Genomic DNA, 20,336 nt, shown 5'->3' with positions numbered 1-20,336 from the left:
TTACTTTATTTCAAAAGGAAATTCAATCGTAGATTTTTCCCAACTCATTGAGATTGTTCCTGAAGTCTCAGTTGTTTTTTTTACTTTATACTCTAAGTGTTCCTTGATTTCTTCCGAAATTTTAGGTGTCACTTTAAATCTTAATACATCATCGTTTTCAGTATAGTCGTCCTTACCGTGTTGGTTCCAATTCCTGTTAAAAATGACAGTCCATTCTTCTTGATTCGGAATTACAAAAAACCCATATTTCCCAGCTTTCAATCCTTTACCGTCAATTTCTAAATCCTTATTTGTTTCCAACCAAGTAGCCATATGAGCACCAGCCTGCCAGACTTGGTCATAGGCCAGCAACCCACCAAAAATGATTCTATTTCTTACGCCTGGCGACGAATAATCTATATGAATATGGGCATCGCCTATCATTGCCATTGCCGATGTATGTGGGCTTAGGGTTTTTTTATTATCAGGTTTAGGTTCACTTTTAGTATGATTGTGCTCTGTCTCTATTTTGGAATTGTTCTTATTTTCATTTTTACAGCTGATGACAGCAGCCAACAATAGGATTATTAAAATTTTGTATTTCATAAGTATTCAATTAGTTAGATTATATTTTTTTACCTTTTAGACGTAATGAGTTACCGATTACTGATACTGAGCTGAAGCTCATCGCCAAAGCCGCAATCATTGGCGATAAGAGTATTCCGAAAAAGGGGTACAGCAGTCCTGCCGCAATCGGTATTCCTAATGTGTTATAAATAAGTGCAAAAAAGAGATTTTGCTTAATATTGCGCATTACTACGTGACTAAGATTACGTGCCTTTACAATACCGTGCAAATCCCCCTTAACTAAGGTAATGGCAGCACTCTCGATAGCAACATCCGTTCCCGTGCCCATTGCGATACCTACATCGCTTTTAGCCAATGCAGGTGCGTCATTGATACCATCACCTGCCATTGCAACCACTTTACCTTGCTCTTGTAATTTCTCGACTTCCTTAAGCTTGTCTTCGGGTAGCATACTTGCTTGAAAATCTGCAAGGTTCAGTTCATCTGCAACAGCTTTTGCGGTGTCGTGATTATCACCCGTAAGCATAATGACTGCAATTCCCTTATCCTGCAAATCCTTGATAGCTTTTGCGCTCGTTTCCTTGATTTTATCGCCTATGACCACGTAACCAGAAACTTTACCATCAATGGCGAGATAGGAAACTGTCTTACCTTGCTTTTGATAGGATTGCGCTTCGTTTTCCATCACTTCGGTAAGCGTGGCATTCGCCTGTTCCATCATTTTGGCATTTCCTAAAGCCACTTCTTTTCCGTTCACTTTCCCTTCAACACCTTTTCCAGTAACCGCACTAAAACTATCAGCTTTTAAAAATTCTGCGCTTTGTTCTTTTCCATATTTTACCGTTGCTTCCGCCAAAGGATGTTCACTTTGGCTATTAAGGGATACAATGTATTGTAGCACTTCGCTTTCGCGAAAGCTTTCATCAAAAGAACCCACTTTTTCAACTGTAGGTTTTCCTTCGGTAATAGTTCCAGTTTTATCCACGATTAAGGTATCAACCTTATCCATTTTTTCAAGTGCTTCGGCATTTTTGATGAGCACACCATTTTGTGCGCCTTTGCCGACACCCACCATTACAGACATTGGTGTGGCAAGTCCCAAAGCACACGGACAGGCGATAATCAATACGGCGATTGCATTGACCAAGGCATAAACATAGGCTGGTTCTGGCCCCCAAATTGCCCAAACACCGAATGTTACGGCAGCGATTATAACGACGACAGGCACGAAATATCCCGAAACCGTATCTGCTAATTTCTGTATTGGCGCACGGCTACGACTGGCATCATTGACCATCTGTATAATCTGTGAGAGTAGCGTATCAGAGCCTACCTTTTCGGCTTTCATCAAAAAGGATTGGTTACCATTGATTGTTCCGCTACTTACTTTATCATCTACTGATTTGTTTACGGGAATAGGTTCGCCCGTAATCATCGATTCGTCGATGGAAGTTTCACCTTCGGTTATTACACCATCCACAGGAATTTTATCGCCAGGCTTTACACGCAAAATATCATTTAATTCAATTTTATCGATGGCTACTTCCTGCTCTTCACCATTTACGACCTTTACAGCCTTATTAGGTGCTAATTTTAAAAGTTCCTTGACCGCTGAATTAGTCTTGCTATGTGCACGAGCTTCAAGCATTTGACCAAGTAGTACCAAAGTTAGAATGACTGTTGCCGCTTCAAAATAAACGTGAACCGTTCCCGCTTCGGTCTTAAATTGGTCAGGAAAAAAGTCGGGAACGAGCATCCCGAATACACTAAAAAGCCAAGCTACACCTGCACCAATGCCGATGAGCGTAAACATATTAAGGTTCCACGTTATTATACTGCGATAGGCACGTTCAAAGAACATCCAAGTGGCATAGAAAACCACAGGAATGGAAAGTGCAAACTGAATCCAGTTCCAGTATTTTAGCTCTAAAACATCGTACAAAGGATTTTTAGGAATCATCTCGCTCATTGCAATTATAAAAATGGGCAATGTAAAGGCTACGGCAATCCAAAATTTCTTCAGTAGTTTTTTATAGCTCTTTTCCTCTGCGGACAAATCAGGTTCCATCGGTACTAAATCCATACCGCATATAGGGCAACTACCAGACTCGTCCTTTATGACTTCTGGGTGCATAGGACACGTCCATTGTTCTGATGTGGTTGCAGAAAGATTAACTTCTTCAACCAAATCCATTCCGCAAACAGGACAATCGCCAGGCTTATCGTAAGTCTTGTCGCCTTCACAATGCATCGGGCAATAGAATGTTCCTGTACCTTTTTCTTTGGGTTTCTCAACTTTCTTCTTATCGTTGATGTGATGATGTTCCCCATTTTTATGGATGCTATACCGTCCACCATCAGCTTTCAGCGCTTCTTGAAATTTATCGATGGCAATATGAGATTCCATTTCTATGGTCGCTTCGGCCTTTTCGAGATTGACAACCGCATTAGTTACACCTTCGACTTTAGAAAGTGTCTGCTCTACGTGATTTCGGCAACCGTTACAGGTCATCCCTTGTATGTGATATGTATGTTTCATTTTTTATTCAATAATATGCCTGATACGAGAAAGGTTCTAACTAACCAACCATCAATGAAAAATCACTTTCCCGTATCAGGACTTAATCTTTTTGTAGGCTTTCCATATAGCCTATAATTTCTTTTACAGCGGTACTATCTAATCGTGCACCACCGTGGATGAGTGTGTAACTGTCCAGAGGCATTTCGCCACTTTCTATCTGCTTTATAATGGAACGCAGCTTGCTGTTCTTCCTACGACTGGAATAGGTGTCCCATTCATTAAAGTTTAGTTCATCCTTTCCTTCCTTGATGTGGTCTTCCAGAAACCAAGCGGCAGGCTGTATCTTGCTGTACGACGGATAATCTGTATTGTTGCTATGGCAATCATAGCAGGAAACCTGCAACTGATTTTTAATCGTTGCAGGTACTTTATTCACTAACATAAAATCACTTTGTGGTATGGTATCGCTCTCGTTCAGGGTTACTGGAAAGAACTGAATCACTACCAATGCCACAAGGGCAATCCACGCTATGATTTTAAGAAACTTCAATTAGTTGATTTCTCGTTGAACCTTTCCGCATCTCAACATTTGGCTTCCGTAATAAGGATTCAACACGTTTTCTTCTTTGCTCAACCACGCAGTTCCACCATCATACATAGGGCAAAATTGCTCGTATAGTTTCGCTTGTGTACCTGTGATGGCAACCATATCGGTTACATCCTTACTTAATATCTTAAAATGCTCACGCTGGTGCTTAATATCACTTTCTGAAATATGCTCTGCGTGTTCTGTGGCATCTTCGATAATGTCATTTAATTCTGATTTTTCATTATCAGAATAGTTTGAAGCATCAAAGGATTTAAGAGATTGAGCCAATGCATTTCCCAATTCTTTCGCCTTGCCATTATCATCGCCTACAAGCGCATCTTTTAAGTTTAAATAGTCATTTAGGATTGCTTCTGCTTTTGCATCTTGGTTGTCACTCATCGCCATATCGTCTTTGTCATCCATAGACTCTTGGTGCATCTCGTTACTCATAGGTGCAGCCGGTTCGTTCTTGTTTCCATCTTTGCAGGAAACCGTTAGTACCATTGTCACAGCAAGTGCCATTGTTCCTATCGTTCTTGTTACTGTTTTCATATATTTTGGTTTTAAGGGTTATTTTTTAGAATAATAGATTCCCATTTCGTTAAAAATGGGAATCTGTTGTTTTGATTATGCCAAATAGGCTTCACACGCATCAGCACATTTTTTACAGGCTTCTGCACAATCTTTACAATGCTGGTGGTCGTGATTGCCACATTCATCGGCACATTGCTTACATATTTCGTGGCATTTTTCTACCATCGCTTTCGCGAAAGCGGAATCCATAGCCAGCAATTTTACCGTCGTGCTACATACTTCGGCACAGGCTCTATCCGTGCGAATGCAGTCAACCATCATCTTGATGTTGTCTTCATTTAGACAAGCATCTGAGCAGTAATTACAATGTGTGATACAGTTGTTTAAAGCTTCAATCAATTTTGAATTTTTCATAGTTTATAGTTTTTATTAATATTCAGTTTTAATTTTTAAAATCTTAATGACAGTCCGCCACCAGGCCCAAAGCGGTTGTCATAACTTCCCATTAATGAGAAGTTTCTACTTAGCACATATTCCAGTCCAACTTGCCACGTGGTTTCTTCTTCAAAGTCCTGACCTTCGGGCAACTTGCCGTCCCAGCCAAAATCCATCTGGTATTCATACTCGCCATAAATCCCCAATCGTGGGAAAATCATAAAGCCTGTACTAAAACTTACCTGCGGACGCAGTTTGCTATCTATTCTGAAATCTGAATTAATGAGCAATGGCATTAACCATCGTACACCAGCGATGGCGGTCGTGTTTATTTCTTCAAGGCTATCTTCGCCTTCATTCTCTACATTTACACCACCAAATACACGGAAGTAATCATTGAGATAGCGCTCGTATGTGAACTCTGCTTCCAGATTTTTGTTCCAGCCATATTCGCCCCTTAAGGCAAATTGATTTCTAATATTTGTTGCGGTAGCGTATAGCTCGGTCATATGACTTGCAGCCGTGATTTCGCCCCAAGTAAATATGTGGTCTGCTTCATTAGTAAGGTTGGTAAGTGGATAATCATTTAGACGCTGGTCACGAGGTGTATCATAACTAAAAACTCTTGCCATACCGCTCATCATATGATAAAGGATGTGACAATGGAAAAACCAATCACCGGTTTCGTCAGCAGCAAACTCAAATACAACTTTCTGCATTGGTGCCACGTTTACTGTATGCTTTAGTGGCGAATATTCGCCGTTCTCATTCAATACTCTAAAGAAATGGCCGTGTAAGTGCATAGGGTGGTGCATCATCGTGAGATTATTGAGCGTAACACGCACGACTTCGCCTTGTTTAATTTTAATTTTATCGGTTTCTGAAAGAGGAACACCGTTGATAGACCAGACGTAACGGTTCATATTTCCAGTAAGGTTGAACAGCATTTCCTTTACAGGCTTATCGTTTTCAAATACGGTCTTTTCAGGCGACCGTAAATAATTGTAATTGAACTCGGGATTACCGCCCGTTTTCATATTATCGCCTACTACTTTATCCTTTGGTACCATATAGCCCATCTTCATTCCGTCCATTTCCATATCGCCATTCATTTCCATATTTGCTTTACCTTTTTTCATCTTCATTTCGGTCTTGGACATCTTCATTTTGTCGTCTTTCATATCCATTTTAGAATGGTCCATTTTAGTGTGAGCCATTTTGGTAGAATCCATCGCCATTCCGTTCATTTCCATCTTTTCATCTTTCATAGACATACCATTCATTTGCATACCGCCCATATCCATCTTATACTTTTCCATTACTTGAATGGAATCGTTTTTTGATGGGTTGAATTTTGAAGCAGGTGCGCCCATTTTCATTCCCATAGACATCATTTGCTTCATATTCTTGATAAGATTGGGCTCTGGAACTACAGGTGCTTCCAATACATTTCCAGTACCTATAAATGCTGAAGCTTCGCCAGAACCATCCTGTGCGGTAGCGCGCACTTGAAGCTTTCCGTTTTCTGGAATCGTCACTATAAAATCATAGGTTTCGGCAACACCTATCAAGGTTTTGTTATGCGTTACAGGAACGACATCTAGCCCATCGGCAGATACGAGCATCGGATCTTCGCCACCAAATGTGAGCCAGAAATAAGACGCTGCGGCTGCGTTTACAAAACGAAGTCTCACACGTTCGCCAGGCTGAAAATCTGGATAATCCTGTGAAGCACTACCATTGATAAAAAATTTGTCAAAATAATTATCTGAAATTGCCATATCCGGCATACGCTGCCAAGCCATCTTTAACTTGGCACCTACCGCACCTTGTGCAATTAATTTATCAAGACTTTGAACCTGTCCTTTTTTAATCAAGTACCATTCGTTACCACGTTTTAGATTTTTAAGTTGGGATTTAGGGCTTTCATCTATCCAATCTGATAGTACAAACACTAAATCCTTATCATATTCTAAATCAGTTTCTTTTGGGTTGATTTGGATGGAACCATATACACCACGTTGCTCTTGCAGACCAGTATGCGAGTGATACCAATACGTTCCAGATTGTTTTAATGCAAATTTATACTGTTGGGTTTCGCCGGGATTAATAGGTGGCGTCGTTAGGTATGGAACACCATCATAGAAATTTGGTAGAATTAAACCGTGCCAATGGACTGATGTTTCCACATCCATATTATTAGTCACATTTATAATGGCAAACTCGCCTTCATTGAACTCAAGATTGGGTCCAGGTATGCCGCCATTAATGGTCATCGCCTTAACATCCTTACCCGTAAAGTTTACGGTTTTATAATCTATGGTTAGGTCATAAACACGTTCTGGCCAGTTGTCAACATTTTCTTCAGTCTCGTTCGCTACCAATTGAGCTTTTGCACCAAAAGCGATGAGCATCGTTAGAAGTAATGTGATTTTATATTTCATAGTATTTAATTTTATTTTGATAAAATTACCGCTGTAAATCAACAGCTTGTGTCATAATTATGGTTGTTATCTACATAATTTTGTCCAAGGAATTCCTAAAATTTTTCTGTTGGGATTTATAAGCCGTCAGGCTCATTCCCGTCTGATTTTTAAACTGACCGCTCAAATGATTGATATGGCTGTAACCCAGAAGTTGTCCCATTTCAGTAAAATTGAGTTCCTTGCCTTGAATTAATTCTTTAACCTTTTCAATTTTCAATTTGATGAAATACTTTTCAATGGTAATGCCTTCGGTAAAAGAGAATACCTTACTGATTTTTGAATATTCTTGGCCCAATGTATCTGCTAAATGCACGGATAATTTCTCATTGAGTTCTAAAGGCAATTCTTGCAATGCCTTTATTAGTTCTACCTTGACTTGCTCTGTGAGTTTTTCTTCGGTACTGCCAATAAGGGAAAAACCATTACTCTCAAGCAGTTTTTTTAATTTTTCGATTTCATCGTCGCTCTCGATATCGAGTCGCATACGGCCCAATTCGATTTGTAAAAGTTCGATATTTTGATTATCCAGTCCATCCTTTAAGACCTTGATACATCTATCACAAACCATATTTTTTATGTAAAAATCCTTGACCATAATTAGTTGATTAAATAGTTAATAATGGCCGATTGCACATAGTACCCTTTTACCGACTCGATTTGATTCATTTGAAACTTCAACTGCAATTCCTGAATGTCCAGCACATCGTTAAAATCAATTGTGCCTGTCTCGTAATTTTTGACCAGAATTTCTTCGGCATCTTGCGCTTGCTTTAGGTTTCGGGATTGTGTATTGTAAGCGATGCGTGCTTGGTTGCGTTGTGATTGCGCTTTCGCGAAAGCGGATTCCAACACATTTAATCGTTGTTCCCGTTGTGTTTCTATTTCTTGCTGTCTCAACTCATTTTGCCTTGAAATAGATTTGTAACGGTTGTTGAAAATGGGGATGGAAACCGATACCATAGGCATCAGAACGTCTTTCCCATTATCGCTGAAGTTGACGTCGCTACGTTCAGTTACAGGCAAGTAGTCTACACCAAAACCAATCATAGGCAAGCTCTCACGCTGGTTAAGCAGTTCAGATTGTGCTACCGATTCATAGAGCTTGTCGTATTTGAGCAGTTCGGGATTGAGCGCCAGCGCCTCATTATCATAAAATGGGTCTTCTTTCGGAATTTCCATTTCTGGAACTACGTCAACAGTCATCATTGATTCGCGGTTGAGCAAATTGTTGAAAGCCGTTTGTTCTGCTGTAAATTCTTCTTCCAGCACTTCTTTTTGTTGCTGTAACTCGTTCTGTCTTATCTGAAGTCGCAATACGTCAACGGCGCTCGCTTTGCCCACTTCTACGGATGTAAGCGCAAGTCGCTCATAGGTTTCCAGTAGTTGTATGTTTTCATCCAGTACGGCTTGCTTGGCACGTATGGAATACAAACGATAATAGGATTGTGCGACCGAAAGTGCGAGTTTGCGTTTTGCTATTGTGATTTCCACATATTCGGCATCTGCCATTGCGGTTGCGTAATTTTCACGAGCCGTGATAGTGCCGAACCACGGCAACATTTGTTTTACGCCGATTCGTGCTCGTTGCGCACCGACTCTGGTTTCTGGCTCGCTCACAAAATAGCCGGCACTTACTTCGGTATTGGGAATCCAGTTGGCTTCGTTTACCTTTTCTTCGGCGATGTTGTATCGCAATTCAAAGGCTTGAATTTCTGGATTGTTGGCTTCGGCTTCCTGAATGTAGGATTGTAATTGTTGCGCTTTCGCGAAAGCGGAAACAAACAAAAACACCAGTATATATTTTAATTTCTTCATCTGTTTGCTTTTTTAAGTTGGTATTCCTTTTTCCAGCTGTATAGGACTGGCAGTAGGAAATAGGACGTTACGTCGATTATCATTCCGCCAAAAATGGGTATCGCCATCGGTATCATTATATCACTTCCCTTTCCTGTGGATGTGAGTACTGGTAGTAGTGCCAAAACTGTGGTTACGGTTGTCATCAAACACGGACGAATGCGTTTTCCAGCCGCTTCCAAAGTGGCGAGCCTTATACCTTTTTGAGTGTCTGGGTTATTGCTTTTGAAGGATTGGTCTAAATAGGTGGCCATTACCACACCATCATCCGTTGCAATACCGAAAAGGGCAATAAATCCTACCCAAACGGCCACACTTAAATTGATGGTTTTCATATTGAACAAATCCCGTAGGTTCTCGCCAAAAAAGCTAAAATTGAAAAACCAATCTTGCCCGTACAACCAAATCATTATGAAGCCACCTGCAAAGGCTACGGCAATGGCGGTAAACACCATAAGCGATGTAGAAACCGACCTGAATTGGAAATACAAAATCAAGAAAATAACGAGCAAACAAAGTGGTACGACAAACGATAAGGTTTTTTCTGCTCGCAACTGATTTTCATAAGTTCCGGTAAAACGATAACTCACACCTTTTGGCACGACCAGCGTACCGTTGTCTATGTTATCTTGGATTAAGGCTTGGGCATTTTCCACCACATCTACTTCTGCAAAGCCATCGAGTTTATCAAACAGCACATAGCCGATTAGAAAAGTGTCTTCGCTTTTAATGACTTGTGGTCCTTGTTCGTAGCGTATCTCTACCAGTTCGCCCAGCGGTACAGGACTGCCTTTTTCTACGGGAACGTAGATATTTTTAAGGTCGTCTGGGTTTGCTCGTAACTCTCGTGGATAACGAACACGCACGGCATAACGCTCACGACCTTCCACAGTTTGCGTGAGTGGCATACCACCCACAGCCACTTGAAGAATTTCCTGCACATCCATTATGGATATGCCATAGCGTGCCAATTGGTCTCTTTTGATATCGATGAGCAAGTATGGTTTGCCCACGATTCGGTCTGCAAACACGGCTTGTTCTTTAACGCCTTCGGCTTTTTTTAGAATGTCTTCCAATTGCAGTCCAAAGTTTTCAATCGATTTTAAGTCGGGACCTTTTACCTTGATGCCCATTGGTGCCCTCATTCCCGTTTGTAGCATTACCAATCGGGTTTCGATGGGTTGTAACTTGGGTGCGGATGTCACGCCTGGCAACTTTGTTACTCGTACAATCTCGTTCCAAATATCATCTGGACTTTCGATGTCTGGTCGCCAGTTTCGGTAGTATTCGCCATCTTCATCTTCAATCAAATCATTGCGTGTGGCAGTAGTCTTGAGCGAAGCTTTTTCATAGTTCACATCTTCATCTATCTCATTATTTGGGTTGATGATGAATTTGTCGTTCTTCAGCACAAACAATCCATCGTCATTAACCTTATAGCGTTGTCGTTTGCCAGATGCATTCCGCATATATTCAGATTTATACTGAATGACGTTTTCGTACATTGAGAGTGGTGCTGGGTCAAGAGCACTTTCTGTTCTTCCAGCTTTTCCCACTACGGTTTCAATTTCAGGAATACTTGCCACAGCCATATCGAGCTGTTGTAGTACACGCTTGTTTTCTTCAACACCTGCGTGTGGCAAGGATGTAGGCATCAGCAGGAACGAGCCTTCATTGAGCGCTGGCATAAACTCTTTGCCCGTATTTCGCATTATGAGAATACCGAGCGTGAGCACCGTAGCGGGAACGATTAAGAATAGATATCGGTTTTGAAGTGCCCATCGCAAAATACGCTCGTAGTATATCCTGAAAATTGAGAATACACCGAGCAGTCCAAAACAGATAATGGAAACAAATATCAGGTTCATCACGATGCTTCGGTCAAAGCCCAACGGTCGCCAATACGTAGCGAGCAAGAAGACGATGGCAACCGATGAAATGATGATATCAAGTAGATTTTTACGCTTTCGCGAAAGCGTGCCACGCATCTTTAAAAAGGAAGTTATGGCGAACGCAATAAGAATAAGTCCCAGCCAATAGCCGTAAACGATAGCGAGAATCCCCAATAAAACAAGTGCACCATTAATAGCATATTGGGTGCGTTCTCGTACACTCGTCTTGCGGAATAGGAAAGCCGCGATGGGTGGAATGATAAACAGCGCAATGATAAGCGATGCCGTAAGTGCCATTGTTTTGGTAAAGGCAAGCGGACGGAATAGTTTTCCTTCGGCACCAATCATCGTGAATACGGGCAGGAAACTGATTATTGTTGTTAAAACTGCGGTTAGGATAGCACCAGAAACTTCGGCAGTTGCGTTGTAGATGATTTCGTTTGTACTGTATTCCTTACCGTTTTCATTAAGGCGTAATTTTTCATCTTCCAAATGCCGAATCATATTTTCGGCGAGTATGACGCCCACGTCCACCATTGTGCCGATGGCAATGGCGATACCTGAAAGGGCAACGATGTTTGCATCTACATTAAAGAGTTTCATCGTGATAAAAACCATCAAAACGGCCACGGGCAACAATCCTGAAATAAGGATAGATGCACGCAGGTTGAATACCATTATGATAATGACAAGAATGGTTATGAGAATTTCCAGCGTGAGTGCTTCGTTGAGCGTGTCCAACGTTTCTTCAATGAGTTCGGTACGGTCGTAAAATGGTACGATGGTAACTTGCGAAGTGCGACCATCTGCCAAGGTTTTTGTAGGAAGTCCAGAACTTATTTCGGCAATTTGTGCCTTCACATTATTGATAACTTCCAGCGGATTTGCACCATAGCGAGCGACTACAACACCACCTACGACTTCTGCACCTTCCTTATCGAGAATACCACGTCTTGCAGCAGGTCCCAAATGAACGTTTGCCACGTCTTTAATGCGGATGGAAGTGAAATTTTCAGAATCTACAACAGCACTTTCAATATCTGCGATAGACTTTACGTAACCTAATCCGCGCACGAGATATTCGGCTTGATTGATTTCGAGTGTTTGTGCGCCTATATCTTGATTGCTCTGCTTTACGGCTTTGACCACATCGCCCATACTTACATTGTACTGGCGCATTTTTTCTGGGTCGATATCGACTTGATATTCCTGAACATAACCACCTATGGAAGCCACTTCAGAAACACCACTTGCAGAGGATAGCCCGTACTTTACATAATAATCCTGTATGCTACGCAATTCCTGTAAATCCCAACCGCCAGTCACGTTTCCGTCTTTATCACGACCTTCCAACGTGTACCAAAATATCTGTCCCAAACCTGTGGCATCTGGACCTAAAGATGGGTTGACACCATCGGGCAAAAGGTTTGCAGGAAGTGAGTTCAGTTTTTCCAGTATGCGACTGCGTGACCAATAGAACTCAATGTCTTCTTCAAAGATGATGTAGATGCTGGAAAATCCAAACATAGAAGAACTACGAATGGTTTTCACGCCCGGAATACCGAGAAGGGAAGTGGTAAGCGGATATGTGATTTGGTCTTCAATATCCTGTGGCGAACGCCCTTGCCACTTGGTAAAAACAATCTGCTGGTTCTCGCCAATATCAGGTATGGCATCTACGGCAACTGGGTCTGTGGGCAGAAAGCCAGTTTCCCAATTAAAAGGCGCATTAACCACGCCCCAACCCACAAATAGGGCGAGTAGTAGAACGGCAACAAGTTTGTTTTCTATGAGAAATTTAATGCTCTTATTCAGCATAGCATTTGATTATTAGATAATTGGAATTGCGTGTTGCAAAAAATGGCAAACACGAGTTTTAGCCCACGACAGCATAGCTGTTGGGCTTCATTCTAAAAATCTAACAAATCAAATTAAGAAAGTCTGGTGCAGCACTTGCACATCCCGTTTGACAAAGGGTCGTGGGTAATCTTCAAAAGGAACTTCTTCAGATTCGGTTCCTTCAAAAAGGTTAATATAAGAATAGGTAAAAGCAGCGATGAATGTTTGCTGCTCGAATGAAAGGGTGTCAAATGAAATTTTGAGGTCTTCCTTGCCTTCCTTGACAATTTGCTCGTCAGTACAACAAGACTTTTCAGTCATTTTAGGACTCTCACAACTTTTTACGGGTTGCGCTTTTTCCATTCCGCAACCTTCAGCTTTTGAAAATAAACTGAAATCGACCAAGTTTTCCCCACAATAGTGCATATCCACAGTAAATGACATTGTAGAGAACATCACTACGAAAGCCATCGAAATGGATAATATTTTATGGAACACTTGCTTCATTGTTGCAAAATTACAAAATTTTAACAGTTTTTATTGGGATTAACACAAATTTAATTTGTTGAAAATGTTCACAGAAGCATTTATTTCCAATGTCCAGTTGCAATTAAAAGTCTTTTCATTTTTATGAGATGACCCTCATCTTTAAAATGTTGATGGTTCAGCATCTTCTTAAGTTGACCAATGGTTTCTTTTGAAGTTAATCCTGTCTTTTCACAAAGTTGATGAAACTTTTGAAATTCTTCTAACTTGAATTTTGCCTTCTCAACAAATTGTTCGCCATTTTCAGATTCCTCATAACTTGATTGAATTTCGAAATGTTTTTCTATTGTTCCCGGTTTTCCAATTATCAGTTTTTCAGCATTATTTTGAATAATAGCATTGGTAGTAAAAACGTAATCCCTATCGTGAACCATTCTATGAATTATGGTTTGACCATCAGCAATATTGTTTGGGAAGATTTCCAAATAATATTGAGTATCCAAGGGTAAAGTTATTACAGAGTCAGGATTAAAGAGGCCCTCAAATCGCGTTGATTTTATGCCACGTATAGAAACTGGATTATCACAGGTAATCAATGGTGCATTTTTATCATTGATTCGGTGGACGTTTATTGTACAGTCATATTTGAAGTCCACAAATTCTTTCCATTTTTCCAAATGTTGCACTAAGAATTTTACCCTGTTTCGTTCTTTAAATTCGTGTCTAACTTTATCAATATCCTTTATATTGAACTCGTGCCTTTCTTCTTCAAACGTAAATTTCACATCGCCATTCTCGTCAGCGTACAAAAGCATTCTATCTAAAATTTGGTCTGTAAAGGCATTTTGATGATTAAGAAATCTTGGTGTTCTAAAATAAAGAGAAAGACAGACGTATAATACCTGTCTCTTTTGCTCAGGGGTCAATACCTTCACACTCTCATCGACAAGTAATTTGTATATTTTAGGGAATTCTGAATCTACGTGTTCGGCGTAATGGTGTTCTAAATCATATTTCCTATCAATTTCAGCATTCGGAATTGTGTAAAGATTTTTTTTGAAGCAGATACTTTTTGTGCTAATCTTTTCGAGAAGTAAATCGTCTTCCAGTCTATAGGCATCTACTAAATAGTTTCCCTTTTTGGCTTCGATACCAAAGTTTTTCAAGTAGGAACGTGGTATGTAGTGTTGTTTGATGGGTTCGTTTTTTGCCATATTGTAAATATCTAATTGTATAGTCCAGGAATATAAGTCTTCGGTGTGAGAAATGGAACTGACAATCTCGCCTGTACGGTTTGGTTAAATTTGAAATCTTTAAAATTTGTTATTTCATAAAAATCGTTTCGAGTTGGTTTAGAATTTAAAGCATAGACAACACCAAACGGCGGGAAAGTGATTTCGCCAAGATGATGATATCCTTTTTCTGTTCTTGCCATTCCCCAACCATTTCTTACTTGTTTTGTAACGGTGTGGTACACAAAAACTCTTAAGTCAACTGGCAAGTCCTTTGAATCTTTATCTAAAATAAAATTCGCAAGACCCTCTAAATTTAAAAGTTGGTCGCTTGTATCTATGGCCATAAACATTGCTAATATCTGTTTAATAATATTTAAGGGCTGTATGGCATATTCAAAGGTTATAATTTTTGATGCCCAAATTCTGTTGGTCAATGCCATCATTCCTATATAAGCGAACTTCTTGTAGCTTTCCCCATAGTAACTACCCGTAAGATTATTACAAGATTTACATAAGTAATAACCGCCGGCACCTTGATTACTACGTATTTTTTTACCGTACAAATAACTTTTTTTATCGTGAAGATGGACAGACTTTTGAAAGAATACAGGGTTAGAATTGAAGGCACTTTGTGGCGGAACGTGCTCGAACGTCAATTTTCCATACTTACCGCAGATTCTGCAAATCCCTTCTTTCTTCAACTAATACTTAGTAGTTAAGATTTTTAATTTTTTCAGTTAACCCTATATCTTGAATTCTTTCTTTTGCTTCTCGTTCAACCCTTATACCCAGGCCTTTCGTCTGGTTAATATGGTTTGATGTAAGTTGATTGACATAGGTATAGATTATTCCAACTTCCTTATTCATTTTTGTGTTCCAGTCAAAGTCATACAGCTCTTTCAATTCTTCGGTTGGTGTTGTTCTAAAGACGAAATTTGGATTTTTAAAGTGTCTGCCATCGTCCAGCAATATGACCATAAGAAAGACTCTGCTAAACCCTATTTTAACGTAGCCATCTGCTTGCTTTGTTCCCTTTTTCTGAACGCTTGTAATCTTATTGATTTTTGGCGATTGATTTTCTAAGGATTCTGATTTTACTATTTTACACTCTATACCAACTGCATTGTTTTCGTCGCCTTCTTTGTAAAGAAGTATATCAATATCGCCAGGTTTCTTTTTAGGTTCTGTTATTGGTTCTTTCACGCCACTATGATGGATGATAGAGGTTGTTGAAAATAGATTCTTGAATAGCATATGTTTAAAATCGGTATTGCTCATTAACCAATTAATTACATCGTCTTCATTTTCAAAAGTTCTGGTCACACTTGCATCTGGTTCGGGGTTATTTACAAAAAATGAAATTTTTGATGCACCCGTTATAGGTTGTCTATTTGAAATAACAAGCTGTGTAACCTCGTATTCTGGTGGTGGTTCTTTTTGAAAGAAGGCCTTAATTGTTTCTTTAAGTCTCGCCAGTATTTTCATAAATTAAAATGGTAATATTTGGTCAGTAAATTGTTTAAAGATATCGCTGGCAATTGCTTTGTCAAAAGCCTTGGCAGTTACTAAATCATACAGCTTGGTCTTCAATAATTGCCCGAAAGATTTCTTACTGAGTTTGGGAATATCATCTCGTAGCTCATCAAATTCATCAAAGATGATTTGCTGACCAATTCCCAATTTTTCGACTTCTGTTAGGACACCTTTTATAAGTTCTTTCAACTCTTCATCAGAACTACTAATTTTCGTGTAGTCTGTTACTCGCGCTTTTCTTGCCTGCTCTATGGTATACTTGCCTTCCAGCTTCAGCTTAGCGTTCACTTCCCGACCATTCATTGAATCAATTAAACCTTGATTTTCAAGCATCCTTCCATAGTCCCAATCTTCGCCGTGATTCAATTTTACACCATTACCTTCAAGAATCCATTTGATGGAATGGTATTTTCCATCTTTATAGAGGTCGTAAAGTTTTGAAAGAATAAGGTCGAGCACACCTTCGGTGTCCAGATTTTGACGTTCGTTTAAATTAATTTCATCTGGTCGGACAATAGCATCAGAAATGAATAGCATTTTTAGATAATAGTCAAGACCATTAATTTCATCCTTAAGGGCTTGAATTATGTTTTTAATCCTTTGGTCAACACCTAATTTGAAACCAGTATTATAACCTCGCTGGGCTTTGAATTCATATCTAAAGTTTGTGTGTTCAGGTTCAAAGGAAGTTTTTACGTAGTCAATTACTTCGCTTTCCCAATGTTGCTTTTCTTCCTTTAGGCTTTCTAAATCTTCTTCAGTTCTTGAAGATTTATATTTATCAATCAAAGCTTCACCTTCAACCTCGTATTCTTCGATTTTATTTTGGAAATCTATCCATTCGACCTTTAAAACCATACACCTAAAATATTAGGTCGTAAAGGTATAAGAATGAAAATCTAAAATGTTAAAATTATTAAGGAAGATGTTCACAGCGGGTCAACTTTTATCTAAAAATTGACCACGCTATCCAATGCATCATCAGCATCTTTATGGATGAAATTCGTTTATATGGAAGTAATTTATGGACTTAATCGATAGCTGTTTTTCTGGAAGGACCTATCCTTTTTTTAATACGTAATCCAAAGCCTCGTCTTTGATTTCAGCCTTCGATTTACGATTATTTTGAAGCAGCCATTCATTTAGACGATTGATATCAAAAAATATCAATTTACCATTTGGTTTGCTGTGAGGAACGATTCCAGCCGAGGTTAACTTGTACAAATAACTTCGAGAAATACCCGTGTAATTACAAGCCTCTTCCAAAGTAAGTACCTGTTTTCTACCTAATAGTAAGCTCTCGATTCTATCGAGTTTTTCTTGAATTGTGATACTTTCCATCCTAATTTTTTCGCTGTGGAAAACTCTATAGAGTATATATTTTTCTCAGTATAATTCTTGAATTAAAGGTATAAATAACGAGTCTAAAATAAGATTGAAAGTATTGTTACTTATTCACAATAATCACAAGTACAGATACTTAACTTCATTTACGATTAAATGAGTTTAAATTTTATTGCCATTATAAAATTGAATCATAAATAGTTCAACTTGACATTATATATATTTGAGCTGGAAACCCAAGATTCTGAGTTATTAACAATTAAGCAGTTTCTAAAATGTTTAATTCCAACGTCGGGACTAAATTTGCCGCTTCTTTCATTTTCTTGTCAATTATTTTGGCATAGATTTCAGTAGTCCTTATTTCCTTATGCCCTAAGCGTTTTGAGACTGTATAGATGTCCGCCCCATTTTCGAGTAATAATACTGCGTTAGTGTGGCGAGCAGAATGAAAAGTAATATGCTTGGTTATACCAGCAAACATACACCATCGCAGTAGTTGAAGATTCATATGCGCACTATAACGCAAGTTAGTGAAAACCCTATCTTTTGGGTCAGAACGTTCGCCTAACAATTCTCTGGCTTGTTTAGAGATATATAGATATTCCATACCCTCGGTCTTTTTCTGTTTAAAGACTATACGGAAAATTTCATTACCAGAATTGTCAATTCCTTCGTCCCTAACTTCAGACCACGTTAGCTTATGAATATCCGACCATCTTATGCCTGTTAATGCAGAAAATAGAAAGGCTTGTTTGAAAACTTTAATCTTGCAAGGTGTTTTTGCAAGGCTTTTTAATTCATCTGAAGTTAGATATTCTCTTTTGGATTCACCCATTGCAAACCCTTTAACTTTAACAATAATATTTTCTTTCAAATAGCCTTCTTCAAATGCAGCTCGCATACAAGCCTTAAATTTATTGAAATAGGTATGCTTCGTATTTTGAGATAAGTTTTTCTCGCTCTTAGTTACGGCAACAGTATCAAGGTGTTTTTTAAACCCTTTTATAAAATCAATATTAATATCATTAAAGGTAGTGGTGTAAGGGCAATATCTTTCGATGTGTTTCTGTGCTGCATCCCAATTATCGTAGTTACCCTTTGTTTGATAACGTTCTTCCTTTTTAAGATTGTAGAACTCTATAAAACTTGTCCTTCCTCTTGAATTATTCTGAATTTTATATTTACCCTGATAGACTTCGGCTTTACGGATAGCTAATATTTGTTGTGCCAACTCAAGCTGTTCTTTGTTTTTCTTTCTTTCAGAAGCTGTATTAGGAATAGTAATAAGATAAAGCTCTAAGTACTCAAATTCTCGGATATGCTTTATCTTTCCCTCGGTAGTAGTTTTATGACCTTTATAGTATTCGATATAGAGGCTCGTTTTTCCACTTTTTAATTTCTTCTTTCTTAGATGGATTTTCATAACAGGTGTAATTTTTACACCTCAGGTGTAAAAAATAATTTCGAGGTGTAAATTAGATGTAATAAAAGTATGAAAATCGGATAACCAAGAGAAAGTAAAACTTCGAGAGTTATTAACAGTCATTTGATTTACAGGCAATTAAACCCAATTGAAATCAAATAATATTAGCAACTATTTCCCAATACAAAAGTTTGCAAAGATGTTGCCCAGTAGCTCATCGTTAGTCACCTGGCCAGTAATCTCCCCAAAGTGGTAGAGCGCCTCACGTATATCTATCGCCATAAGGTCGCCAGAGAGGCCGGTGTCAAGACCATACTGTACTTTTTCTATTTCTTCTAGGGCTTTGAGGAGGGCATCATAGTGACGTGAGTTTGTAACTATGGTCTCGTCATTGCGCAGGGCGCCTGTGTTTACAAAGTCTAAGAGTTTGTTTTTAAGAGCGTCTACACCTTCGTTTTCTTTGGCAGAGAGTAGGTGTAGGTTGTCTATTTTTGTCGCTATCTCATTGAGTTCTGTAGGAGATAGGGCATCTATTTTATTGGCCACAACAAGTAGTGGCTTGAGTGGGAATTGATTTTTAATTTTTTCTATCTCAAGTTTTACGCTGGCTGTCTGGTGTATGACTTCGCTAGCGGTGTGTAGTAATACAACTACTTGTGCTTGTTTTATCTTTTCAAAAGTCTTTTTAATCCCAAGACCTTCTATCACGTCTTGGGTCTCACGTATCCCTGCTGTATCTATAAATCTAAAGCCTATCCCGCCTATAGATAGCTCGTCTTCTATAGTGTCTCTGGTGGTACCCGCTATGTCAGACACGATGGCACGCTCCTCATTAAGCAAGGCATTGAGCAGGGTAGACTTGCCCACATTAGGTTCTCCTACAATGGCTACAGGTATACCGTTTTTTATAACGTTACCGGTGGCAAAGGAGTCTATAAGGCGCTTGAGTACTTTTGTAATACGGGCTATGAGGTCTTTAAACTGGGTACGATCTGCAAACTCTACATCTTCTTCAGAGAAGTCTAGTTCTAGTTCTATAAGTGAGGCAAAGTTGAGTAGCTCTTGTCGCAGTTGTGCAATCTCGTTAGAGAAGCCACCACGCATTTGCTGCATTGCTATCTGGTGTGCTGCCTCATTATCACTTGCAATAAGATCTGCCACGGCTTCTGCCTGGCTCAAGTCCATCTTACCGTTTATAAAGGAGCGCAGGGTAAACTCTCCAGCCTTTGCTGCTCTACAGCCAGAGCGCAGTAAGAGCTGTATAATCTCTTGCTGTATATAGCTTGAGCCGTGACAAGAGATCTCTACTGTGGGTTCTCCAGTATAAGAGTTTGTGCCCTTAAAGAGGGATACAAGTACCTCGTCTATGGTGCGCTGCCCGTCCATAATATGCCCTAGGTGTATGGTGTGGGTTTTTTGATTTGCAAGTACTTTGCCGCTTACAGATTTAAAAATGGGTGAGCATATGGCAAGTGCTTCTGGACCAGAAACGCGTATCACGGCAATGGCTCCAGCTCCTGCAGGACTGGCGAGGGCAACTATGGTGTCTTGTATATTCATCACTGCAAAATTAAACAAACGTGTAACATTTTCGCGTA

The 20,336-nt window shown here is 39.4% G+C and carries 17 protein-coding genes; all 17 read right to left on the bottom strand.

All coding sequences use genetic code 11. The annotated features are described in order from the left end of the window. The 17 genes from Q0948_RS08470 to mnmE all read right to left on the bottom strand — a co-directional run bounded on the left by Q0948_RS08470 (position 1) and on the right by mnmE (position 20,298). Entirely contained in the window at positions 1–585 is a 585-nt protein-coding gene (locus Q0948_RS08470; protein ID WP_298350568.1) for a DUF2911 domain-containing protein, read from the bottom strand. 19 nt (positions 586–604) lie between these two features. Next, positions 605–3,106 (bottom strand): heavy metal translocating P-type ATPase, encoded by a 2,502-nt coding sequence (locus Q0948_RS08465; RefSeq protein ID WP_298350570.1) that lies wholly within the window; start codon positions 3,104–3,106, stop codon positions 605–607. Between the two features lie 82 nt (positions 3,107–3,188). Further along, entirely contained in the window at positions 3,189–3,638 is a 450-nt protein-coding gene (locus Q0948_RS08460; RefSeq protein ID WP_298350572.1) for a heme-binding domain-containing protein, read from the bottom strand. Next, positions 3,639–4,229: a DUF3347 domain-containing protein gene (locus tag Q0948_RS08455; protein WP_298350574.1), complete on the bottom strand. Its 591-nt coding sequence runs from the start codon at positions 4,227–4,229 to the stop codon at positions 3,639–3,641. It abuts the gene before it with no gap. A gap of 75 nt (positions 4,230–4,304) precedes the next feature. Then, positions 4,305–4,529, bottom strand: coding sequence for a four-helix bundle copper-binding protein (locus Q0948_RS08450; RefSeq protein ID WP_363317814.1), 225 nt, complete (start codon positions 4,527–4,529; stop codon positions 4,305–4,307). A gap of 131 nt (positions 4,530–4,660) precedes the next feature. Further along, entirely contained in the window at positions 4,661–7,090 is a 2,430-nt protein-coding gene (locus Q0948_RS08445) for a multicopper oxidase domain-containing protein (protein ID WP_298350578.1), read from the bottom strand. Between the two features lie 70 nt (positions 7,091–7,160). Beyond that, on the bottom strand, positions 7,161–7,727 hold the full coding sequence (locus tag Q0948_RS08440) for an AraC family transcriptional regulator (RefSeq protein WP_298350580.1): 567 nt from the start codon (positions 7,725–7,727) through the stop codon (positions 7,161–7,163). A 2-nt stretch (positions 7,728–7,729) separates the two neighbouring features. Beyond that, positions 7,730–8,947, bottom strand: coding sequence for a TolC family protein (locus Q0948_RS08435; RefSeq protein WP_298350582.1), 1,218 nt, complete (start codon positions 8,945–8,947; stop codon positions 7,730–7,732). Continuing rightward, positions 8,944–12,696: an efflux RND transporter permease subunit gene (locus tag Q0948_RS08430; protein ID WP_298350584.1), complete on the bottom strand. Its 3,753-nt coding sequence runs from the start codon at positions 12,694–12,696 to the stop codon at positions 8,944–8,946. Before Q0948_RS08430 ends, Q0948_RS08435 begins: the two co-directional genes overlap by 4 nt. Before the next feature lie 108 nt (positions 12,697–12,804). Beyond that, positions 12,805–13,224, bottom strand: coding sequence for a hypothetical protein (locus Q0948_RS08425; RefSeq protein ID WP_298350586.1), 420 nt, complete (start codon positions 13,222–13,224; stop codon positions 12,805–12,807). Between the two features lie 80 nt (positions 13,225–13,304). Beyond that, positions 13,305–14,417: a DUF4238 domain-containing protein gene (locus Q0948_RS08420; protein WP_298350588.1), complete on the bottom strand. Its 1,113-nt coding sequence runs from the start codon at positions 14,415–14,417 to the stop codon at positions 13,305–13,307. A gap of 11 nt (positions 14,418–14,428) precedes the next feature. After that, a complete protein-coding gene (locus tag Q0948_RS08415) occupies positions 14,429–15,139 on the bottom strand; it encodes a hypothetical protein (protein ID WP_298350590.1) in 711 nt (236 codons plus the stop codon). A gap of 7 nt (positions 15,140–15,146) precedes the next feature. After that, positions 15,147–15,923 carry a hypothetical protein gene (locus Q0948_RS08410; protein ID WP_298350593.1) on the bottom strand — a complete coding sequence of 259 codons (777 nt, stop codon included), beginning with the start codon at positions 15,921–15,923 and terminating at the stop codon, positions 15,147–15,149. A 3-nt stretch (positions 15,924–15,926) separates the two neighbouring features. Then, positions 15,927–16,829 (bottom strand): hypothetical protein, encoded by a 903-nt coding sequence (locus Q0948_RS08405; RefSeq protein WP_298350595.1) that lies wholly within the window; start codon positions 16,827–16,829, stop codon positions 15,927–15,929. A gap of 201 nt (positions 16,830–17,030) precedes the next feature. Further along, positions 17,031–17,312 (bottom strand): helix-turn-helix domain-containing protein, encoded by a 282-nt coding sequence (locus Q0948_RS08400; RefSeq protein ID WP_298350597.1) that lies wholly within the window; start codon positions 17,310–17,312, stop codon positions 17,031–17,033. Positions 17,313–17,574: 262 nt separating this feature from the next. Next, positions 17,575–18,738 (bottom strand): site-specific integrase, encoded by a 1,164-nt coding sequence (locus Q0948_RS08395; RefSeq protein WP_298350599.1) that lies wholly within the window; start codon positions 18,736–18,738, stop codon positions 17,575–17,577. Between the two features lie 171 nt (positions 18,739–18,909). Beyond that, the gene (mnmE, locus tag Q0948_RS08390; protein ID WP_298350600.1) at positions 18,910–20,298 is read right to left on the bottom strand and encodes a tRNA uridine-5-carboxymethylaminomethyl(34) synthesis GTPase MnmE; all 1,389 of its coding nucleotides are present in this window, start codon (positions 20,296–20,298) and stop codon (positions 18,910–18,912) included. Positions 20,299–20,336 lie beyond the last annotated feature (38 nt).

This window comes from uncultured Dokdonia sp., assembly GCF_947496725.1.
In the GTDB taxonomy this organism is placed as follows: domain Bacteria; phylum Bacteroidota; class Bacteroidia; order Flavobacteriales; family Flavobacteriaceae; genus Dokdonia.
The sequence above is the reverse complement of the archived record's forward strand: the minus strand, read 5'-3'. Positions and strand labels throughout refer to the sequence as shown.